Origin of the sequence: Paractinoplanes hotanensis, assembly GCF_023717965.1 — a bacterium.
GTDB lineage: Bacteria > Actinomycetota > Actinomycetes > Mycobacteriales > Micromonosporaceae > Actinoplanes > Actinoplanes polyasparticus.
This window is the reverse complement of record NZ_JAMQOL010000016.1, coordinates 12,313-27,978: the sequence shown is the minus strand read 5'-3', so window position 1 is coordinate 27,978 and position 15,666 is coordinate 12,313. Positions and strand designations below refer to the sequence as shown.

The following is a 15,666-nucleotide window of genomic DNA, read 5'->3' as shown; positions in this document are numbered from 1 at the left end:
CTGCACGACGCGCTCACCCGGCGCCGGCCGCCACGATCGGACTATGACCGATTACTCCCTGACCAGCGGCCGCCTGTTCGCGACGGCCGCCGCGCTGATCGCCCTCGCCGCCGTCCTCCTCGGTTGGTACGCCTTGGTCCGTCCCGGCCCGCGAGGCCGGCCCCTCGCCGCCGTCATCGTGGGCGCGGCCGGCCTGCTGACCGGCGGCTTCGTGATCGCCGTGGCCGACGGCGGCCCGGGCAGCGGAAGCGGTGTCGTCGGCGGCTACGTCGCCGTGGCGTTGGGGCTCATCGGCGGCGGGCTGGGCTGGCTGGCCCTGGGCCGCGCGGGCCGGAGGACACGAACGCCACGCTGACCCAGCGCATCAACGGCCTGGCACGGCTTCCCGGATCAGGTGTCCCGGTTCATCCGGAGACGGTCGGCCTGGCGCCCGTCGTCCTACCGCGCATACCCGCCGGACTCATCCCAGAGGGCGCCGTGTTCGTGCACACCGTGATGACCGAGCGCGGACCGCTCGGCCGAGGCGTCGGTTCCCCGCTCATGCGGGAGGCGGAGTGGCAGTCCCAAGCCGCCTCGGCGCCGGCGCTGCATCACTGGGCGGGCAGCGACGAACTCGGCCGCATCCACCGGGAGTACGGCTACACCACCCCGTGGGCGAATACGACGACGGACAGGCCGGCGCCCCGATCCGCAACGTCGTGCGGGTGCTCCACCTGCTGAGCGCCTGAGGCCTCTCCATCCGGCCGCCGGCCGGGCGGGACGGCCGTGGATGAGCGACGCTGGACTATCGTGCACCCGTGGACCTGTCGAGCCCGGCTTCCCGCCGGGAGGCGCTCCGGATGGTGGACGTCGGCGACCCTCGTCCCCACCACGCGATGCTGCGGGAGATCTTCGACCTCGAGCGGGCGTGGCGCGAGGGTCCGGACAACGGCGAGAGCGACGAGTACGAGCAGATCTACGTGACGGCGTTCCTGCTGTTCCTGATCGGTGACCCGGCGGACTCGTGCCGCCTGTACGACGCGAAATTCGGTACGGGTGACATGGACCTGGGTATCGGCTTCGACGCTCAGGCGATCTTCGGCGCCGGCCGGCACGAGACGTTGCGGTGGCTCGCGGAGAACGGGCACACCGAAGAGCACGCGGCTCTTTCCGAGTGGTTGTCGCATGCGGAAGACCCGACGATCGAGGATTGGGCTCGCTACGTGCGCGACTGCTTCTACTCGCCGGACGGCGTCCTGCTGCTGGACGAGCTCTGATCCGGCGCCGACGGCCGCCGGTAGTAGTCAGACCCGGCGCCGACGGCCGCCGGTAGTGGTCAGACGCGGCCTCGATCGGTGCTGCGCGGGTCGTTGACCCGGTGGGCGGCGTAGATGTGACCGGCGCGGGCGGTTTCCCGCCAGGGCCGGGCTTTGTTTTCAGTGCGACGTCGAGCACGGGATCGGCCCGGTCGAGGTCGACGCAGATCACCTCGGAGCCGTCCGGCCGAGCCTGCTTCAGGACATACCCGTGTGGGCCGACTACGGCCGACGGCATGGCCGGCGCGCACGGGGTGGGCACCGCGATGCTGACCCAGAAGCCGTTCGTGGCGGCGTGGCCGCGGGCGATGACTTCGAAGATCGGATCTTCGGAGTAGGTGGAGAAGAGCACGCAGTCCACGCCGAGTGCCCGCTGCTCCATCCACAATTCGGGAAAGTTCACCTCGACGCAGAGCAGGCAGCCGAATCGGAAGCCGTCCACCTCGAAGGCGCAGACGTGGTCGCCGGGTGTGTAGAAGCCGGTGATCTCGGAGTGCGATACCCACCGCTTGTCGTAGCGGTCGGCGGGCCGGCCCCGATCGTCGATCACCCAGAGCGAGTTGTGCGGCCGATGGTCGCCGGACAACCGGTGATTGCCGCCCACGACCACCCAGACGCCGAGTTCCCCGGCCAGGGCCATGGTGGCGTGCAATTCTGCGGTGACCGGTGCCCAGTCGATGCGCCAACCGGAGTAGTACGCCTTCGCGGGACCGACGTAGCCGGACAGAGCGCCCTCGCTGAAATGAACGAGACGTGCTCCCTGCCCGGCGGCTTGGCGCAGCGCAGCGCGGATCGCCATCCCGTTCACACCGGGATCCGTAGTGACCTCAGTCTGCGCGACGGCGATCCGAATCTTGCTCGCTGCTGACACCACAGCACCGTACCGAAAACGTCGGGGGCCAACGCCTGCTCAGCAGAGCGGCACGCAAGGGCCCGAAGCGGATGGCCTGCTTCCTCCGCGCCCAGCCCCGTTGTTCATGGTCGCCCGGCGCCGTGAGCGGGCGGAACTACGCCACCCGTACAGTGCGGAAGGTGATCGACACCCTGCTGTTGGACGTCGATGGGGTCCTGCAGCTCTACGCCCGGCGTCCGGCGGTGACCGGAATCCTGACCTCCTACGAGCTGGGTAGCCGTAAGCCGCAGCGGGCGTTCTTCGACACCGTCCTGACGCGGGTGCGCCGCCGTGCGCACCAGTGCCTGTTCGTCGACGACACGCCCGCTTACCTCGACGGGGCCGCCCGTTCCGGCATCGCCACGATCCACTACCGCGACAACAATCAAGTCCGTGCGGAGCTGGCTGCGCGCGGTCTGCTCCCGCCCCGGGTGGGGTAGTGGATGTTGCCGGCAGGTGGGCGGAGTTCGGTCGCGCGGTGGTGGGACAGTGATCTGCGTCGCTGGGAGTGGGGCGTGATCTTGGTCGCAATGCGGGTGTTTTCTGCGTATTGATGGCGAGGCGTCGGGCGAGCGCACCTAATCGGGGGATCCTGCTCGGGCTGTCGGCGGTCGAGACTGCTGCCCTATGACTGGGGAGGGGTGGGCGACAGCGGGCGTCACGCGGCTGGGCATCAGTGTCGGCAGCGTCAACACGGTCGCCATCCTCGATGAGCCGGGCCGGGGGGCGCGACCGCTGTTGTTCGACGGGTCGCCTCTGTTGCCTTCGGCGGCGCTGGGCTCGGACGGGCTGGTTGCCGTCTTCGACGGTGTCGCGGCCGAAATGCGCCGGATGGGGGGAACCTCGGCCCTGGAGACTGTGGTCAGCTGTCCGTTGGGCTGGGATCCGGAGGAGCGGGACGCGCTCGCGTCGGCGGCGATGCTGGCTGGGCTGGGCCGCGTCGACATCGTCGAGGAGCCGTTGGCCGCGGCCTCGTTGGTGACGGACACCGACTGCGTGCTGGTTGTCGACGTGGGCGCGGTCACGGCGGACGTGACCCTGGTGCGCCGGACTGCGGGCGGGCTAGCGGTGGCGGCGGCCGAGACGCTGGCCGACGCGGCGGGGGACGCGCTCGATGCGGGCCTCACCGAGCTGATCCGGTCGTGGGTGGCCGCCTCAGGTGGGCTGCCCGCCTGGGAGCGGCTGGACCGGGCGGAGACACCGGACGACGAGGACGCGAGCAGCAAGCTCATGCTGCAGATCGTCGGCACCAAGGAGGCGCTGTCGCGGCAGCCGAGCGCCGCGTTGCTCGTACCGCTGGCCGAGGTGGGCGTTACCGTGCCGCGCGTGCAGTTCGAGGCGGTGGCCACGCGGGTGCTCGATCCGGTGGTGCGTACGGTCGGGGCGGCGCTCGCTGAGGCAGCCGAGCCGGTAACCGTGCTGCTGATCGGCGGCACCAGCCGCGTTCCCGTGTTCACTCAGCTGGTAGCCGCCGTGGCCGGTCCGTACGCCGTCATTCCGCCCGTGCCTGATCCGGAACTCGTGATCGCGCAGGGTTGTGCTGCCTGGCCTGGCCGGGCCGCACCGGAGTTCAGCGCCGGGCCGAGCCTCGAACCGGGACGTGGCGACGGCGGCGTCGCCCATCGGGAGCCGGACTGGGCCGGGCGCCACAGCGCGCCGATGCCGCAGATCGAGCCGGCCGTGGGCAGCAGCGGCCGGCACACCCTGCCCGACGAGGGATGGCCGACCGGGGAGGACCGGAACCCTAGCGTCGGCCGACGTCGCCGGGACGACCTTGAGGACTCCGGCGTCTTCGGGCCGGGCGCCGGGGTCGGGCGCCGTCGTGCGGAGCCTGAGCACCTGGACGATTCCGGCGCGTTCCGGTCGGGCGCCGTGGGCGGGCGCGGTAGTGCCGAGCCGGCGGGCATCGAGGATTCCGGTGTGTTCCGGTCGGCGGCGGCCGGCGGGCATCGCGGTGCTGAGCCGGAGAGGGTTGAGGATTCTGGGGTGTTCCGCTCAGGGGCCGTGGGTGGGCATCGCGGTCCTGAGCCGGCGGGCATCGAGGATTCCGGTGTGTTCCGGTCGGCGGCGGCCGGTGGGCATCGCGGTGCCGAGCCGGAGAGGGTCGAAGACTCCGGTGTGTTCCGGTCAGCGGCGGCGGGTGGATATAGCGGCGCCGGCCCGGAGACCGCTGGCGGGTATCAGCCTGAGCCCGCTGGTCGGCCGCGCGACAGCGGGCCCCCGGACGATCTGGAACTCTCCGGCGGGTTTCGGGCGTTCTCGCGGCCCGTCTCCCGGCGTGCCGGGAACCGAACCGGATCGGTGGGGGAGACCGGCGAAGCTGTTCCCGAGGAGAAGGAGAACCGGCTGATGGTGGCCGGGCTGGGACTCCTGCTGGCGGGCTTGGCGTGGTTCCCCGTGCTCGTCGTGGCCGGCGGTGTCGGGCTCGCCCGCTTCGTACCGGGAGTGGTCGCCGCGCTGGTCGGCCTCGTGCTGCTCATCGCCGGGTCGGGCCGTTCGAAACGCTGAGCGCTGTTCGGCCCGTCACGGTGGCCGGTTACCACCGTGACGGGCCGAACGATCCTAGGGGAGCAGGGGCTGGAACCGCTGGGGCGCCGACCTGTTCGCGGAGGGGGCTGTCGACACCGACGGCGCCGTGGCGGCCGGAGCCGGGAGCCGGCCGACGAGCGGCAACCGCAGCGAACTGCCACGCAGGTCGAGGCGGATCGTGGCCCCGGTGGACTGCGGCGTCGAGTACTCGTCGTCGCTGGCCTGCAGGATCAGGCCCAGCACGTGACCGGCGGCGATGCGCTGGTCGGTCGCCTGCATCGGGACGGTCACCGTGTACCAGCGGCCGGGCTGCAGCGGCGTGACGAAGCGCAGCGAGACGCGGTGGGCGGCGTCCTGCCAGCCGCGGGCGAGGACGGCGTGGTCGCTGGTGACCACGTTCTCGGCCGTGTCGCGGTAACAGGCGTCGTCGGCCGTGGTCGAGGCGCCCCAGCACGACTCGGTGGTCAGCGTGGTGATGCCCTCGCCGCGGGCCTGGTAGTTGACCCGCGTCGCGGTGCCGTAGTCGACGAGCCGGGCGGTCAGTTCGGTGGTCGGCCGGTCGACCTGCACGCGCAGCGACACGGACGGGGCGCCCGAGATCCGTACGCCCTGAGCCAGCGGCCCGGACAGGAAGGCCACCCGGCCGGGAACGGCGCCGGCCGGATTCGCGACGGCGGCCGCCTCGCTGAGATCGGGGGCGTCGGTCCACGTACGGAAACCGCTGCCCGACCGGCCACCCAGCGTGCCTGTCGTCCCGTTGCCGTTGCCGAGCGCGACCTTCGTCGATCGCGCGGCGGCGGGCCAGGTCCGCTCGTTCACCCACGTGCCCGGCGCCGTCTCGATGGTCGCCTGCGGTTCCCGCTCGATGCCGTTGCGCAGCCCCTGCAGCCAGCGGTCGAACCACTGGTGCAGCGTCTCCACCCACTCGGCGCGGCGGATGTCGAACGGGTCGACGTGGCCCTGCTGGGGCAGCCAGATCTTCTTGGGGACGTTCAGCCTGTCCCACCACTGGGCGAACTGGGTGGTCGTCACGTTGGTGTCGTTGAGCCCGTGCGCGACGAGCACGCTGGCGCGGACCTTGCGGGCGTCCCGGCGGAAATCGCGCTCGGCCCAGTAGCCGTTGTAGTTGCCGGTGGCGTCGTCGCTGCCCTCGTCGAGCTCCTTCAGTGTCGCGGCGCACACGCCCTCGGGCCGCCCGTTGACCACCTCGTGCAGGTATTCGGGGTAGTCCTCGGCGCGCAGCACGCCGTTGTAGCGCTGGTAGTCGTACCAGCTGGAGATGGCCGAGATCGGCACGATCGTCTCCAGGCCCTCGACGCCGGTCGCCGCGACCCCGTTGGCCACCGAGCCGTCCCAGGACTTGCCGATCATTCCGGTTCGGCCGTTGGTCCAGCCGGTGGCGACGGCGGGGGTGCCGTCCGCGTACGTGGCCCGGCCGCGCCCGTTCAACCAGTCGACGACGGCCTTGGCGCTGAGCACCTCCTCGCGCCCGCCGACGTCCATGCAGCCGGTGGATCGTCCCGTGCCGGCCAGGTCGGCCGCGACGAACGCGTACCCGCGGGGTACGAAGAAGTTGTCGTAGAACAGCGGCTGCTTGGTGATGGTGCCGTTGGCGTCGTACTCCTTGAGCTCGCTCTCGTTGCCGCGCCCGCAGCACGAGTAGTACGGCGACGCCTCGAGGATGACCGGCACCTTGATCCGCCGGTCGGCCGCCTCCCGGGGCCGCACGATGTCGACCGCGACCCGGTCGGGCACACCGTCGAGGTCGTTGTCCAGAGTGGTCTGCACCCAGACGCTTTCCCGCACGGCGTTCTCGTAGGAATAGACCGGCACTGTCTCCCCGGCCCGGATGTGTGGTGTCCCGGCGGCCTCCGCCGGCGCCACCGCGATGGTCAGTGTGGCCCCGACCCCCGCGGCGACGGCGACGGCAAGCGCGCGCATTCGTAGCCCTGACATCGACGCATCGTATTACGTCGATGGCTGAAACCGCGCCACGAGCCCCGGGTCGAAGAACACTGTGACGGCGGCGATGCCATCGAGCCGGCAGTCGAGCACGGCCACCCCCATCGGCACGAGTCCCCGGCCAGCGCCACCCGCCGGCCCGCCGGCCGCCGGTAGATCGCGCCGACCTGCTCGATCTGCGCCGGATAGACGTGGTCGGGCACCAGCCCGTAATCCACCACGAGCGTCGTCAGTCCCGAGGCCAGCGCCAGATGCCCGAACATCCGCCGGTGCGTGGCGATCGACCCGCTCACGAACCCGCCGCCGTGAATGGCCAGCACCACCCGGTCGTCCCCGGCCCAAGGCGGCCGCAGCCACAGCCCGTCGTCGCCGGCTTCCTCCCGCAGACCCACCGGCTCGGCGGTCAGCGACTCCCAGGCCCGGCTGGTGTCGCCCGCGGCCCGCTCCTCCCAGAGCAGCCGATTGAGATCAGTTGTCGTCGTCATACCCGATACAGACCGCACCGCCCCGCCAAAGGAATCGGCCTTCGTCGCCTTGATGACGTAGTAGGCCGGCAACGACCCGGCTGATCCACCCAGCCCGGCATAGAGGCCCGGCTCGGGGGACTCGAAAACGCGTCCAACCGGAGCCCGGCACGGACGAACGCCATGACGACGTCGCTGACCGGCCACACGAACGTCGAGAATCGTGGCGCTCCGGGTTCGCCGCGAGCACCCTGCGGGAGCTTGGCGTCGTCCTGCTCGGTGTGCGCCCGCCCACGACCGAGGTTGGCCCAGGAGAGCACCTCGTCCCCGTACGAACAAGCGAGCGTTCGTCAGGCCGTAGGGCAGCTGGCGCCGGGCGGGGGCACCACCAGGTCGATGAGGTAGCGGTCGACGGCCGCGGTGGTGCACGGCGTGGTGCCGTACGCGCCGTGGCCCGAGCCCTCGTAGGTGACCAGCCGCCCGTGCCGGCCGAGCTGGCGGGCCACGCCGGTCGCCCACACGTAGCCGGTGCGGACGTCGTGCCGCGAGTTGAGGAGCAGCAACGGGCGTTCGGTGGTCACGTGCAGGCGAGCCGGCGGGTTGGCCACCGGCGACGGCCAGCCCAGGCAGGCCCGCACGGCCAGCAGTCCGCCGCCGTACCGCACATCGGGCGCCACGGCCCGGGCGGCGCGCACCAGCCCGGCGTACGCGGGGAAATCGCGGACCTCGGCCGGCCAGTCGGCGCAGAAGACCGAGGAGACCAGCGGCGGGAGTTTGATCGTCGGGGCCTTGCCGTCGCGCAGGTCGGCGATGTCGCGCGACAGGCCGGCGCGGTCGGGGGAGGCCAGCCGGGCGATCGGCAGCGTCGAGATGTCGAACGCCGTGACGCCCCGGTACTCGCCGCGGTCGGCCCGGTCGAGGACGTCCCGCCACTCGGCCCGCACGTCGGAGCCGCGCAGCGCGCACTCCACCCGGGTGGGGGAGCACCACGTCACGAACTCGTCGAACGCGTCCTGTGCCGCCAGCGCCTGGGTCCGGACGAACTCCCGTACGCCGAGGCTGTGGTTGAAGACGCTCTCGAGCACGATCGCCCGCACCCGGTCCGGGTAGCGCTCGGCGTACTGCTGGCCGAGCAACGTGCCGTAGGAGCTGCCGTGGAACGTGAGCCGCCGTTCCCCGAGGGCCGATCGCAGCGCGTCGAGGTCCCGGACGGCGCTGAGCGTGTCGGCGTGGTCCCACACCGGGCTGGTCGCCCGGCAGGCCGTCCACTCGGCGCGGTTGCCGTCGGCCGCCTGGTCGAAGTCGGCCTGGCTGGTCAGCAAACCGGGCGGTGCGACGGCGAGCGAGCACGACGGGCCGCCGCTGCGGGCGACCCCGCGCGGGTCGAAGCTGACCGTGTCGAACCTGTCGAGGATCTCGGGGCTGAACCGGTTGCCGCGGCGGATGCGCTCGACGCCGGAGTCACCCGGCCCGCCCGGGCCGAACACGAGCGTCCCGACCCGCCGGTCCTGCTGGAGCGCGGGCCGCCACGCTATCGACAGCTCGAACGTCGCGCCGTGCGACCGCGCCCAGTCGACCGGTAATCGCAGCTTGCCGCAACGCACGACGTCATCGACGGGCAGTTTCGGGATGTCGTCGGCGCACTGCGTCCAGACGACGCGCGGCTGCGGCCGGTCGGCGCCCGAGGCAGGCGGCGTGGCGGCCAGCGCCAGCCCGGTCACGATGGCGGTCACGGACGCGACGATGCTGCGGCGACGGATCATGCCGTCCATCGTCGACAGTGCCCGCACCGAGACAACATCAGGTGATGCCCTGAGCCCACCCTGGTCTTGCGGCGGGCCGGCACTGCTGGGGCGACCTGCGAACTCAGCGGCGGTGGACGACCGCCAGGCCGCCCTTGGCGGGGGCGACGGCGATGCCCCGGCTGTGCGGGCGCTCGGACGGCTCGGCCGTCGGTTCCAGGGTGAAGTCGCGCAGGACGGTGCGCAGCACGACGTTCATCTCGAGGGTGGCGAAGGCGGCGCCGATGCAGCGTCGGACGCCGCCGCCGAACGGGATCCAGGCCGAGGTGTCGGCCCGGGCGCCGGCGAAGCGGCCGGGGTCGAAGACGTACGGGTCCTCGAAGAGCGCCGGGTCGTCGTGCAGCAGGGCGATGCAGGCCGTGACGACCGTGCCCCGCGGCAGCGTCCAGCGGCCCAGCGTCAGCTCGTCGCAGCGCACCTGGCGTGAGGTGATCTCGACGACCGGGCGCACCCGCTGCACCTCGGTCAGGGTGGCCGCACGGAACTCGTCGTCGTCGAGTCGTTCCAGCACGGCCGGGTGCCGGCGCAGGCGTTCGACCGTCCAGGCCAGGGTGGTCGCCGTCGTCTCGTGCCCGGCGGCCAGCAGGGTCAGCAGTTGGTCGGCGATCTCGCCGCGGCTCATCGGGGCGCCGTCGTCGTAGCGGGACTGCACCAGCATGGCCAGCACGTCGTCGCGTTCGTCGAGGGCCGGGTCGGTGCGCGCGCGGTCGATCAGCCGGTCGATGATCGCGTCGTACTGCCGCCGGTAACGGGTGAAGCGGGCGCCCGGGCCGTAGCCGCCGAGGTCGCGCCGCACCACGGGCAGCACGGCCAGGATCGAGCCGAGCCGGACCATCCGCGGCAGCAGCGCGCGCAACTCGTCGAGCTCGGCGCCCTCGGCCCCGAAGACCGCGCCGAGGATCACGTTGAGGGTGATGCGCATGGTCGACGGCATCACCGGGAACGGCGTTCCCTGCGGCCAGGCGGCTGTCTCACGCCGCGTCTCGCGTTCGATCAGGCCCTCGTACGCCCGGAGCCTGCGCCCGTGGAAGGGCGGAGTGAGCAACTTGCGTTGCCGCCGGTGCTCGTCGCCCTTGATGGCGAAGAAGGAGCCCGGCCCGAGCACGGAGCCGAGGTTCGCGTCCGGGGTGTCGGCCTCGTCGGGGCTCGCCTGGAACATCTCGCGCACCTCGCCCGGGTCGGCGAGCATCACCATCCGGCCCAGGTTGAGCGACTGCACGGTGAACGCGGACCCGTAGCGGGCGCGCAGCCGTTCCATGGTGCGCCGCCGCGAGAGCGCGAAGCCCAGCGACTGGACCAGGCGCGGGCTGGTGGGACCGTCCGGCAGCAGTGCTGTCATCGCGACCTCCCCGGTGGTACGCCGACGTACCAGGCCGACGGTACGCCCGCGTACCGGCACCGGGCAAGGGGTAGCGTGTGCCAGGTGACGACCCTCGACGCGCCGGCCGGCGCCGGGCACCGCCGCCGCCTGCTCGACGGTCTCGCCGCCTGCATCCGCGCGCGCGGCTACCGGGACACGACGGTGGCCGACATCGTCCGGGCCGCGCGCACCTCGAGGCGCACGTTCTACGCGCAGTTCGCCGACCGCCAGGAGTGCCTGGTCGCGCTGCTGCACGAGAGCAACCAGCGCACCATCGCGCGCATCACGTCCGCCGTCGACCCGGCGGCGCCGTGGGAGGCCCAGGTGCGCCAGGCCATCGAGGGCTGGATCGCCGCCGTGCAGGCCGACCCGCCGATCACGCTGAGCTGGATCCGCGACGTCCCCGCCCTGGGCGAAGATCGGGCCCGGCAGCTGCAGCGCGAGACCATGAGCAACTTCGTCGCCCTCATCCGGCGCCTCACCGACACGCCGCAGCTGGCCGCCGCCGGAGTGCGCCCGGCCGCCGACCAGACCGCGACGATCCTGCTCGGCGGCCTGCGCGAGCTGATCGCCGTGACGGTCGAGGAGGGCCGCGACGTCGCCACGATCACCGGCGTGGCCGTCGACGCTACGGCGCGCCTGCTCGGCCCGCGCTGACGCGTTTCAGTACGGGCCGGCATTCGCCACCGCTATCGGGACGTAGCCCAGACGGCGGTGTCCCCGGACAGGGTCAGGCGGCCCTCCGACGGACCCGGCTGGTCCGGTGCCGACGCCAGCAGCACGCGGGCAGCCGGGATGGTGACCGGGGCCGCGCCCATGTTGATCCAGCACGTGATCGGGCCGGGGTCGCCGGTGCGGGCGACCAGGTCGACGCGGATCACGTCGCCGTCGAGGGTGACCGCGGCCAGGCCGGTGCCGAGCGCCGGGTGCAGCTTCCGCAGCATGATTGCCTGCTGGTAGAGGGTGAAGGTCGCGGCCGGGTCGGATTCCTGCTGGTCGACGGCGTACGCGGGCCAGTCGGCGGGCTGCGGCAGCCACGGGGTGGCGGTCGAGAAGCCGGCGTTCGGGTCGGCGGCCTCCCACGGCATCGGGATGCGGCAGCCGTCCCGGCCGGGGCGCCGGCCGTGGGAGCGGAAGAAGATCGGGTCGCGGCGGGCGGCGTCGGGGACGTCGGCCTCGGGCAGGCCCAGCTCCTCGCCGGCGTACAGGTAGGCCGAGCCGGGCAGAGCCAGCATGAGCAGGGCGGCGGCGCGGGCGCGGCGCTCGCTGCCGTAGCGGGTGACCTGGCGGGCCTTGTCGTGGTTGCCCAGCACCCACGGCGCGGGGGCGCCGACCGTCTCGAACGCGGCCAGCGCCTCGGCGATGGTGTCCGCGAACGACGAGGCGTCCCAGTCGCTCTTGAGCAGGCGGAACTGGAAGGCGTGGTGCAGCTCGTCGGGACGGGCGTACCGGCCCACCTCGTCCAGGTCGGCCAGGGACACCTCGCCGACCAGCATCTTCGGCTCGTCGTAGGAGTCGCACAGGGCCCGCCAGCGACGCCAGATCTCGTGGACCCCGGGCTGGTTGGTGGTCATGGCCTGCTCGGGGCCGTGCCCGAACAGGGTGGGGGAGTAGATGCCCGGGTTGTCGCGGTACGAGGGGTCCTTGAACAGGCCGTACGCGACGTCCACGCGGAAGCCGTCGACGCCCAGATCGAACCAGAACCGCAGCGTACGGTCGAAGTCCGCGACCACCGAGGCGTCGTCCCAGTTCAGGTCGGGCTGCTGGGGCGTGAACAGGTGCAGGTACCAGCGGCCGTCCGGGGTGCGCGACCAGGCCGGCCCGCCGAACATGCTCTGCCAGTTGTTCGGCGGCTCCTCGCTCGCCGGCCGGAAGTGGTAGCGAGCCGCCTCGGGGCTGTCGGGGCCGGCCAGCGCAGCCTGGAACCACGGGTGCTGGTCGCTGGTGTGGTTGGGCACGATGTCCAGCAGCACCCGCAGGCCGACGGCGTGGGCGTCCTCGATCAGGCCCCGCACGTCCTCGACGGTGCCGTACTCGGGGTCGACCGCCGTGTAGTCGATGACGTCGTAGCCGCCGTCGGCGCCGCCCGACACGTAGTGCGGGGTCACCCAGACGGCGTCCACGCCCAGCTCGGCCAGGTAGGGCAACCGCGCCCGCAACCCGGCGAAGTCGCCCACGCCGTCGCCGTTGCCGTCCGCGAACGAGCGCAGATACACCTGGTAGACGACGGCGTCGCGCCACCACGGGGCGTGGGCGACGTGCTCGACGGGGCGCGTGTCCTGCATGGGCTCTGCTGACATGCCGGACCGATCGGCTGTTCGAACGGCGCCCCGCGCGAACGCAACGAACGGCAACCCGTGTGCGCCCGTGTCACTCTGGAGAGGTCGACACCGCTGGGAGGAACAAATGTCCGGAACGCGGCCACGAGGCGAGACCTTCGAGTACGCCGGAGCGACCGTCGAGCTGATCGACGCGCCGACCGTGCTGGCCGCGGCCAGGGTCAACCCGGTCGAACTGCTGCGCCGGGCGGATTGGCCGTCACCGGTGCAGCGCGTCGACCTGACCGTTGCCGGCGCCGACCGCCCGGCCGGCCCGGTGCACACGTTCGCGGCCGCGATCAGCACCGCGGAGGAGCCGCTCTCCAAGGAGCGCATCCGCAAGCTGGTGCTCGGCACCGACCCGATCGGGCTGCTGCTGGCCAAGCGCATCGAGGCCGGCGACCCGATCGCCACCCGGATCGTCGACAACATCGGGGCGGCGGCCGCGGCGGCGTACAAGAAACTCGGTCTTGACCGCCCGAACGCGCCGGTTGCCCAGCGCGAGCCGGGCACCCTGGCCGATGCCGTCGTCGGGCTGCAGGCCGAACTGACCTACGACCCGACCGGCACGGTGGTGAGGCTGCACGCCGAGGTGCCGCGCGACGACGTCACCCCGGCCCACCTGCAGGCCTTCGTGGGGCTGACGCTGCAGGCGGTGATCGAGCTGGCCGGGCCCGAATCGCTGGCGGGCCGGCGGTACTCGGTGAGCCGCGAGGCGGTGTCCAAGGTTCCGGTCACGACGCAGACGGTCACGCTCGACATGGTGGGCGGGCTGGCCGAGGTGGTCGCCGAGCTGCGCGAGATCGCGGTGTCGTTCCGCCACCCCGAGGCGATGGCCCGGTGGGGCGCCCGCCGCCCGCAGGGCCTGCTCATGTACGGGCCGCCCGGCACCGGCAAGACCATGCTGTCGCGGGCGCTGGCCAACGAGATCGGCGCCGACTTCCGCGAGATCCGCACCCCCGAGATCCTCGACAAGTGGCTCGGCGGCTCGGAACGCAACATCAAGCAGATCTTCCGCGACGCCCGTCGCTACCGGGTGCCCACCCTCATGCTGTTCGACGAGTTCGACTCGATCATCAGCTACGCCGGCTCCGGCGGCGACGCGGCCAGCCAGGCCATCAACGCGGTGGCCGGCATCTTCAAGCAGGAGATGAACGACCTGATCGAGGCCAACCCCAACGTCATCGTGGTCGCCACGACGAACTTCCCGCACCGCGTCGACGACTCCCTGATCCGCTCCGGCCGCTTCGACGTCAAGATCAGCGTCCCCAAGCCCGACGAGGCCTCCCGGGCCGAGATCTTCCGCAAGATGATCCACGGCCTGATCGCGGCCCACGAGGCCCCCGGCTTCCAGATGTTCGCCGACGACCTCGACCTGACCGCGCTGGCCGCCGCCAGCCACGGCATGACCGGCGCCGACATCAAGGAGATCCTGCGCCGGGTCCAGCTCTCCAAGGCCATGCAGGACGCCCGCTCGGGCGGCCAGGTCGCCCCCATCACCACCGACGAACTGCTGGCCAGCGTCAGAGAGCTGACGGAGCCGACCGGGCCGCGCTAGGCACCGCCTCACACGGAGTGCGGGACGCGGTTGCGCACCTGGTAGGTGACGGTGCCGGTGCCGGCGACGGCCACGATGAGGGCCAGGAAGGCGGTCACCCACTGGCCGTCGGTGATGGTGGCGAAGCCGGTGTTCTCGCCCTGCAGCGCGGTGAGCAGGGATGACAGGAACGCGATGAGGCCGCTGGTCGCGGCGGAGAAGACTGCTTTCAGGGCGGTGTTCATTTCTGCCTCCTTCGGTGCTGACTTCAGGAGGGGGCGCCGTGCAGGGCGCCGGATACCTCGTCGAGGTGGCGGGAACTGCGCCAGGGCAGCAGGGCCGAGCTGGCCAGGACGCCGAGGCCGCAGATCAGCAGTGCCGTGCGGACGCTGGTGACCGCGGCCAGCAGGCCGCCGAGGGCGATGCAGACCGGCTGCACCGTGCGGGACGTGATGGCCCAGCAGGCGATCACCCGGGAGAGGTAGCCGTCCTCCGTCTCGGTCATGCGGTAGGTGGCGAACGCCGGGTTGAACACGCCCGAGCCGAACAGGGCCAGGAACTCGACCACGATCACCAGGATGACGCCGGCCACGCCGGCCGGCAGGAACGCCAGCGCCCAGAGCCACAGGGCGCGGCCCACGCCGGAGACCAGCAGCACCCGCCGGCGGCCGAAACGGGCGGTGAGGCGGCCGATGGTCAGCGCGCCCAGCACGCCGCCGAGGCAGGCGACGCCCCAGGCCAGGCCGTACTGCCACGGGGTGAAACCCAGGTCGCGCAGCATCAGCACGGTGAGCAGGGGAGAGGCGGCCATCATGGCGCCGGCGAACAGCTGGGCGTTGATGAACAGCGCCCGCAGCCCGCGGTGGGCGGCGATGTAGCGCCAGCCGGCGGTGATCTCCTTGAGCTTGGAGGCGGTCGGGTGGCGTACGGGTGGGGGCGGCTCGGGCGTACGCAGGGAACGCACACCCACGGCGGAGAGCAGGAAGCTGAGGGCGTCGACCGTGATCGTCCAGGCGACGCCGAGCGCCGAGGTCAGGGCGCCGCCGAGGGCCGGGCCGGCGCTGTACGCCGTCCAGAAGGTCGCCTCGAAACGGCCGTTGGCCAGGTCGCGGTCCGCCGGGCCGACCAGGGCCTTGAGGTGCGCGCCGCTGGCCGTCGCGAAGATGATCGTGCCGATGGCCTGCACGACGGCGACCACGCAGAGCTGCGCGTAGGTCAGCACGCCGGCCAGCATCGCCACCGGGATGCTGACGATCGCCCCGAAGCGGACGAGGTCGGCCGCGATCATCACGGGCCGTTTGCGGCGGAACTCGATCCACGGGCCGGCGGGCAGCGCGAGCGCGGCCGCGGCCAGCCCGCCCAGCGCGGCCAGGAGCGACACCTGGAACTCGGGAACGTCGAGGACGAGCACCGCGACCAGGGGCAACGCGCCGAAGCCGACGCCCGTGCCGAACTCACTGATCGCGTACGCCGACCAAAGCCGGCGGAAGTCGGAGCCGAGCGCCAC

The 15,666-nt window shown here is 72.2% G+C and carries 13 protein-coding genes and 1 pseudogene; 6 read left to right on the top strand and 8 right to left on the bottom strand.

Going from position 1 to position 15,666, the window contains the following annotated elements:
- The first annotated feature begins 43 nt into the window (after window positions 1-43).
- Window positions 44-355: a DUF6223 family protein gene (locus LXN57_RS13520; protein WP_251798428.1), complete on the top strand. Its 312-nt coding sequence runs from the start codon at window positions 44-46 to the stop codon at window positions 353-355.
- Window positions 356-797: 442 nt separating this feature from the next.
- Entirely contained in the window at window positions 798-1,256 is a 459-nt protein-coding gene (locus tag LXN57_RS13515) for a YfdQ family protein (RefSeq protein WP_251798427.1), read from the top strand.
- A gap of 193 nt (window positions 1,257-1,449) precedes the next feature.
- On the opposite strand, the pseudogene LXN57_RS48315 reads toward LXN57_RS13515, so the two are convergent.
- Window positions 1,450-2,166: pseudogene (locus tag LXN57_RS48315) on the bottom strand (carbon-nitrogen hydrolase family protein); the annotation flags it as partial.
- A 161-nt stretch (window positions 2,167-2,327) separates the two neighbouring features.
- On the opposite strand from LXN57_RS48315, the gene LXN57_RS13510 reads away from it, so the two are divergent.
- Together LXN57_RS13510 and LXN57_RS13505 are read left to right on the top strand one after the other, a co-directional pair.
- On the top strand, window positions 2,328-2,627 hold the full coding sequence (locus LXN57_RS13510) for an HAD-IA family hydrolase (protein ID WP_251798426.1): 300 nt from the start codon (window positions 2,328-2,330) through the stop codon (window positions 2,625-2,627).
- A gap of 187 nt (window positions 2,628-2,814) precedes the next feature.
- A complete protein-coding gene (locus LXN57_RS13505) occupies window positions 2,815-4,695 on the top strand; it encodes an Hsp70 family protein (protein WP_251798425.1) in 1,881 nt (626 codons plus the stop codon).
- A 54-nt stretch (window positions 4,696-4,749) separates the two neighbouring features.
- On the opposite strand, the gene LXN57_RS13500 is transcribed toward LXN57_RS13505, so the two are convergent.
- The 4 genes from LXN57_RS13500 to LXN57_RS13485 all read right to left on the bottom strand — a co-directional run bounded on the left by LXN57_RS13500 (window position 4,750) and on the right by LXN57_RS13485 (window position 10,283).
- Window positions 4,750-6,672, bottom strand: a complete 1,923-nt coding sequence (locus LXN57_RS13500) for a Xaa-Pro dipeptidyl-peptidase (protein WP_251798424.1) — start codon at window positions 6,670-6,672, stop codon at window positions 4,750-4,752.
- On the bottom strand, window positions 6,609-7,235 hold the full coding sequence (locus LXN57_RS13495; protein WP_251798423.1) for an alpha/beta hydrolase: 627 nt from the start codon (window positions 7,233-7,235) through the stop codon (window positions 6,609-6,611). Before LXN57_RS13495 ends, LXN57_RS13500 begins: the two co-directional genes overlap by 64 nt.
- Before the next feature lie 257 nt (window positions 7,236-7,492).
- Entirely contained in the window at window positions 7,493-8,905 is a 1,413-nt protein-coding gene (locus tag LXN57_RS13490) for an alpha/beta hydrolase (RefSeq protein ID WP_251798543.1), read from the bottom strand.
- A 103-nt stretch (window positions 8,906-9,008) separates the two neighbouring features.
- Window positions 9,009-10,283 (bottom strand): cytochrome P450, encoded by a 1,275-nt coding sequence (locus LXN57_RS13485; RefSeq protein WP_251798422.1) that lies wholly within the window; start codon window positions 10,281-10,283, stop codon window positions 9,009-9,011.
- Between the two features lie 84 nt (window positions 10,284-10,367).
- Between LXN57_RS13485 and LXN57_RS13480 the strand changes: the two genes are divergently transcribed.
- On the top strand, window positions 10,368-10,961 hold the full coding sequence (locus LXN57_RS13480; RefSeq protein ID WP_251798421.1) for a TetR/AcrR family transcriptional regulator: 594 nt from the start codon (window positions 10,368-10,370) through the stop codon (window positions 10,959-10,961).
- Window positions 10,962-10,993: 32 nt separating this feature from the next.
- Here LXN57_RS13480 and LXN57_RS13475 read toward each other — a convergent pair whose 3' ends face one another.
- Entirely contained in the window at window positions 10,994-12,589 is a 1,596-nt protein-coding gene (locus LXN57_RS13475; protein ID WP_251798420.1) for a glycoside hydrolase family 13 protein, read from the bottom strand.
- Window positions 12,590-12,710: 121 nt separating this feature from the next.
- Between LXN57_RS13475 and LXN57_RS13470 the strand changes: the two genes are divergently transcribed.
- On the top strand, window positions 12,711-14,180 hold the full coding sequence (locus LXN57_RS13470) for an ATP-binding protein (protein WP_251798419.1): 1,470 nt from the start codon (window positions 12,711-12,713) through the stop codon (window positions 14,178-14,180).
- Window positions 14,181-14,188: 8 nt separating this feature from the next.
- Here LXN57_RS13470 and LXN57_RS13465 read toward each other — a convergent pair whose 3' ends face one another.
- The gene (locus LXN57_RS13465; protein WP_251798418.1) at window positions 14,189-14,404 is read right to left on the bottom strand and encodes a hypothetical protein; all 216 of its coding nucleotides are present in this window, start codon (window positions 14,402-14,404) and stop codon (window positions 14,189-14,191) included.
- Window positions 14,405-14,427: 23 nt separating this feature from the next.
- Window positions 14,428-15,666: an MFS transporter gene (locus LXN57_RS13460; protein ID WP_251798417.1), complete on the bottom strand. Its 1,239-nt coding sequence runs from the start codon at window positions 15,664-15,666 to the stop codon at window positions 14,428-14,430.

Excerpts from the sequence above, each read along its gene's own strand:
- LXN57_RS13505 (WP_251798425.1), top strand. The coding sequence starts at position 2,815 with ATGACTGGGGAGGGGTGGGCGACAGCGGGCGTCACGCGGCTGGGCATC.
- LXN57_RS13465 (WP_251798418.1), bottom strand. The coding sequence starts at position 14,404 with ATGAACACCGCCCTGAAAGCAGTCTTCTCCGCCGCGACCAGCGGCCTC.
- LXN57_RS13520 (WP_251798428.1), top strand. The coding sequence starts at position 44 with ATGACCGATTACTCCCTGACCAGCGGCCGCCTGTTCGCGACGGCCGCC.
- LXN57_RS13485 (WP_251798422.1), bottom strand. The coding sequence starts at position 10,283 with ATGACAGCACTGCTGCCGGACGGTCCCACCAGCCCGCGCCTGGTCCAG.
- LXN57_RS13470 (WP_251798419.1), top strand. The coding sequence starts at position 12,711 with ATGTCCGGAACGCGGCCACGAGGCGAGACCTTCGAGTACGCCGGAGCG.
- LXN57_RS13500 (WP_251798424.1), bottom strand. The coding sequence starts at position 6,672 with ATGTCAGGGCTACGAATGCGCGCGCTTGCCGTCGCCGTCGCCGCGGGG.
- LXN57_RS13490 (WP_251798543.1), bottom strand. The coding sequence starts at position 8,905 with ATGATCCGTCGCCGCAGCATCGTCGCGTCCGTGACCGCCATCGTGACC.
- LXN57_RS13475 (WP_251798420.1), bottom strand. The coding sequence starts at position 12,589 with ATGCAGGACACGCGCCCCGTCGAGCACGTCGCCCACGCCCCGTGGTGG.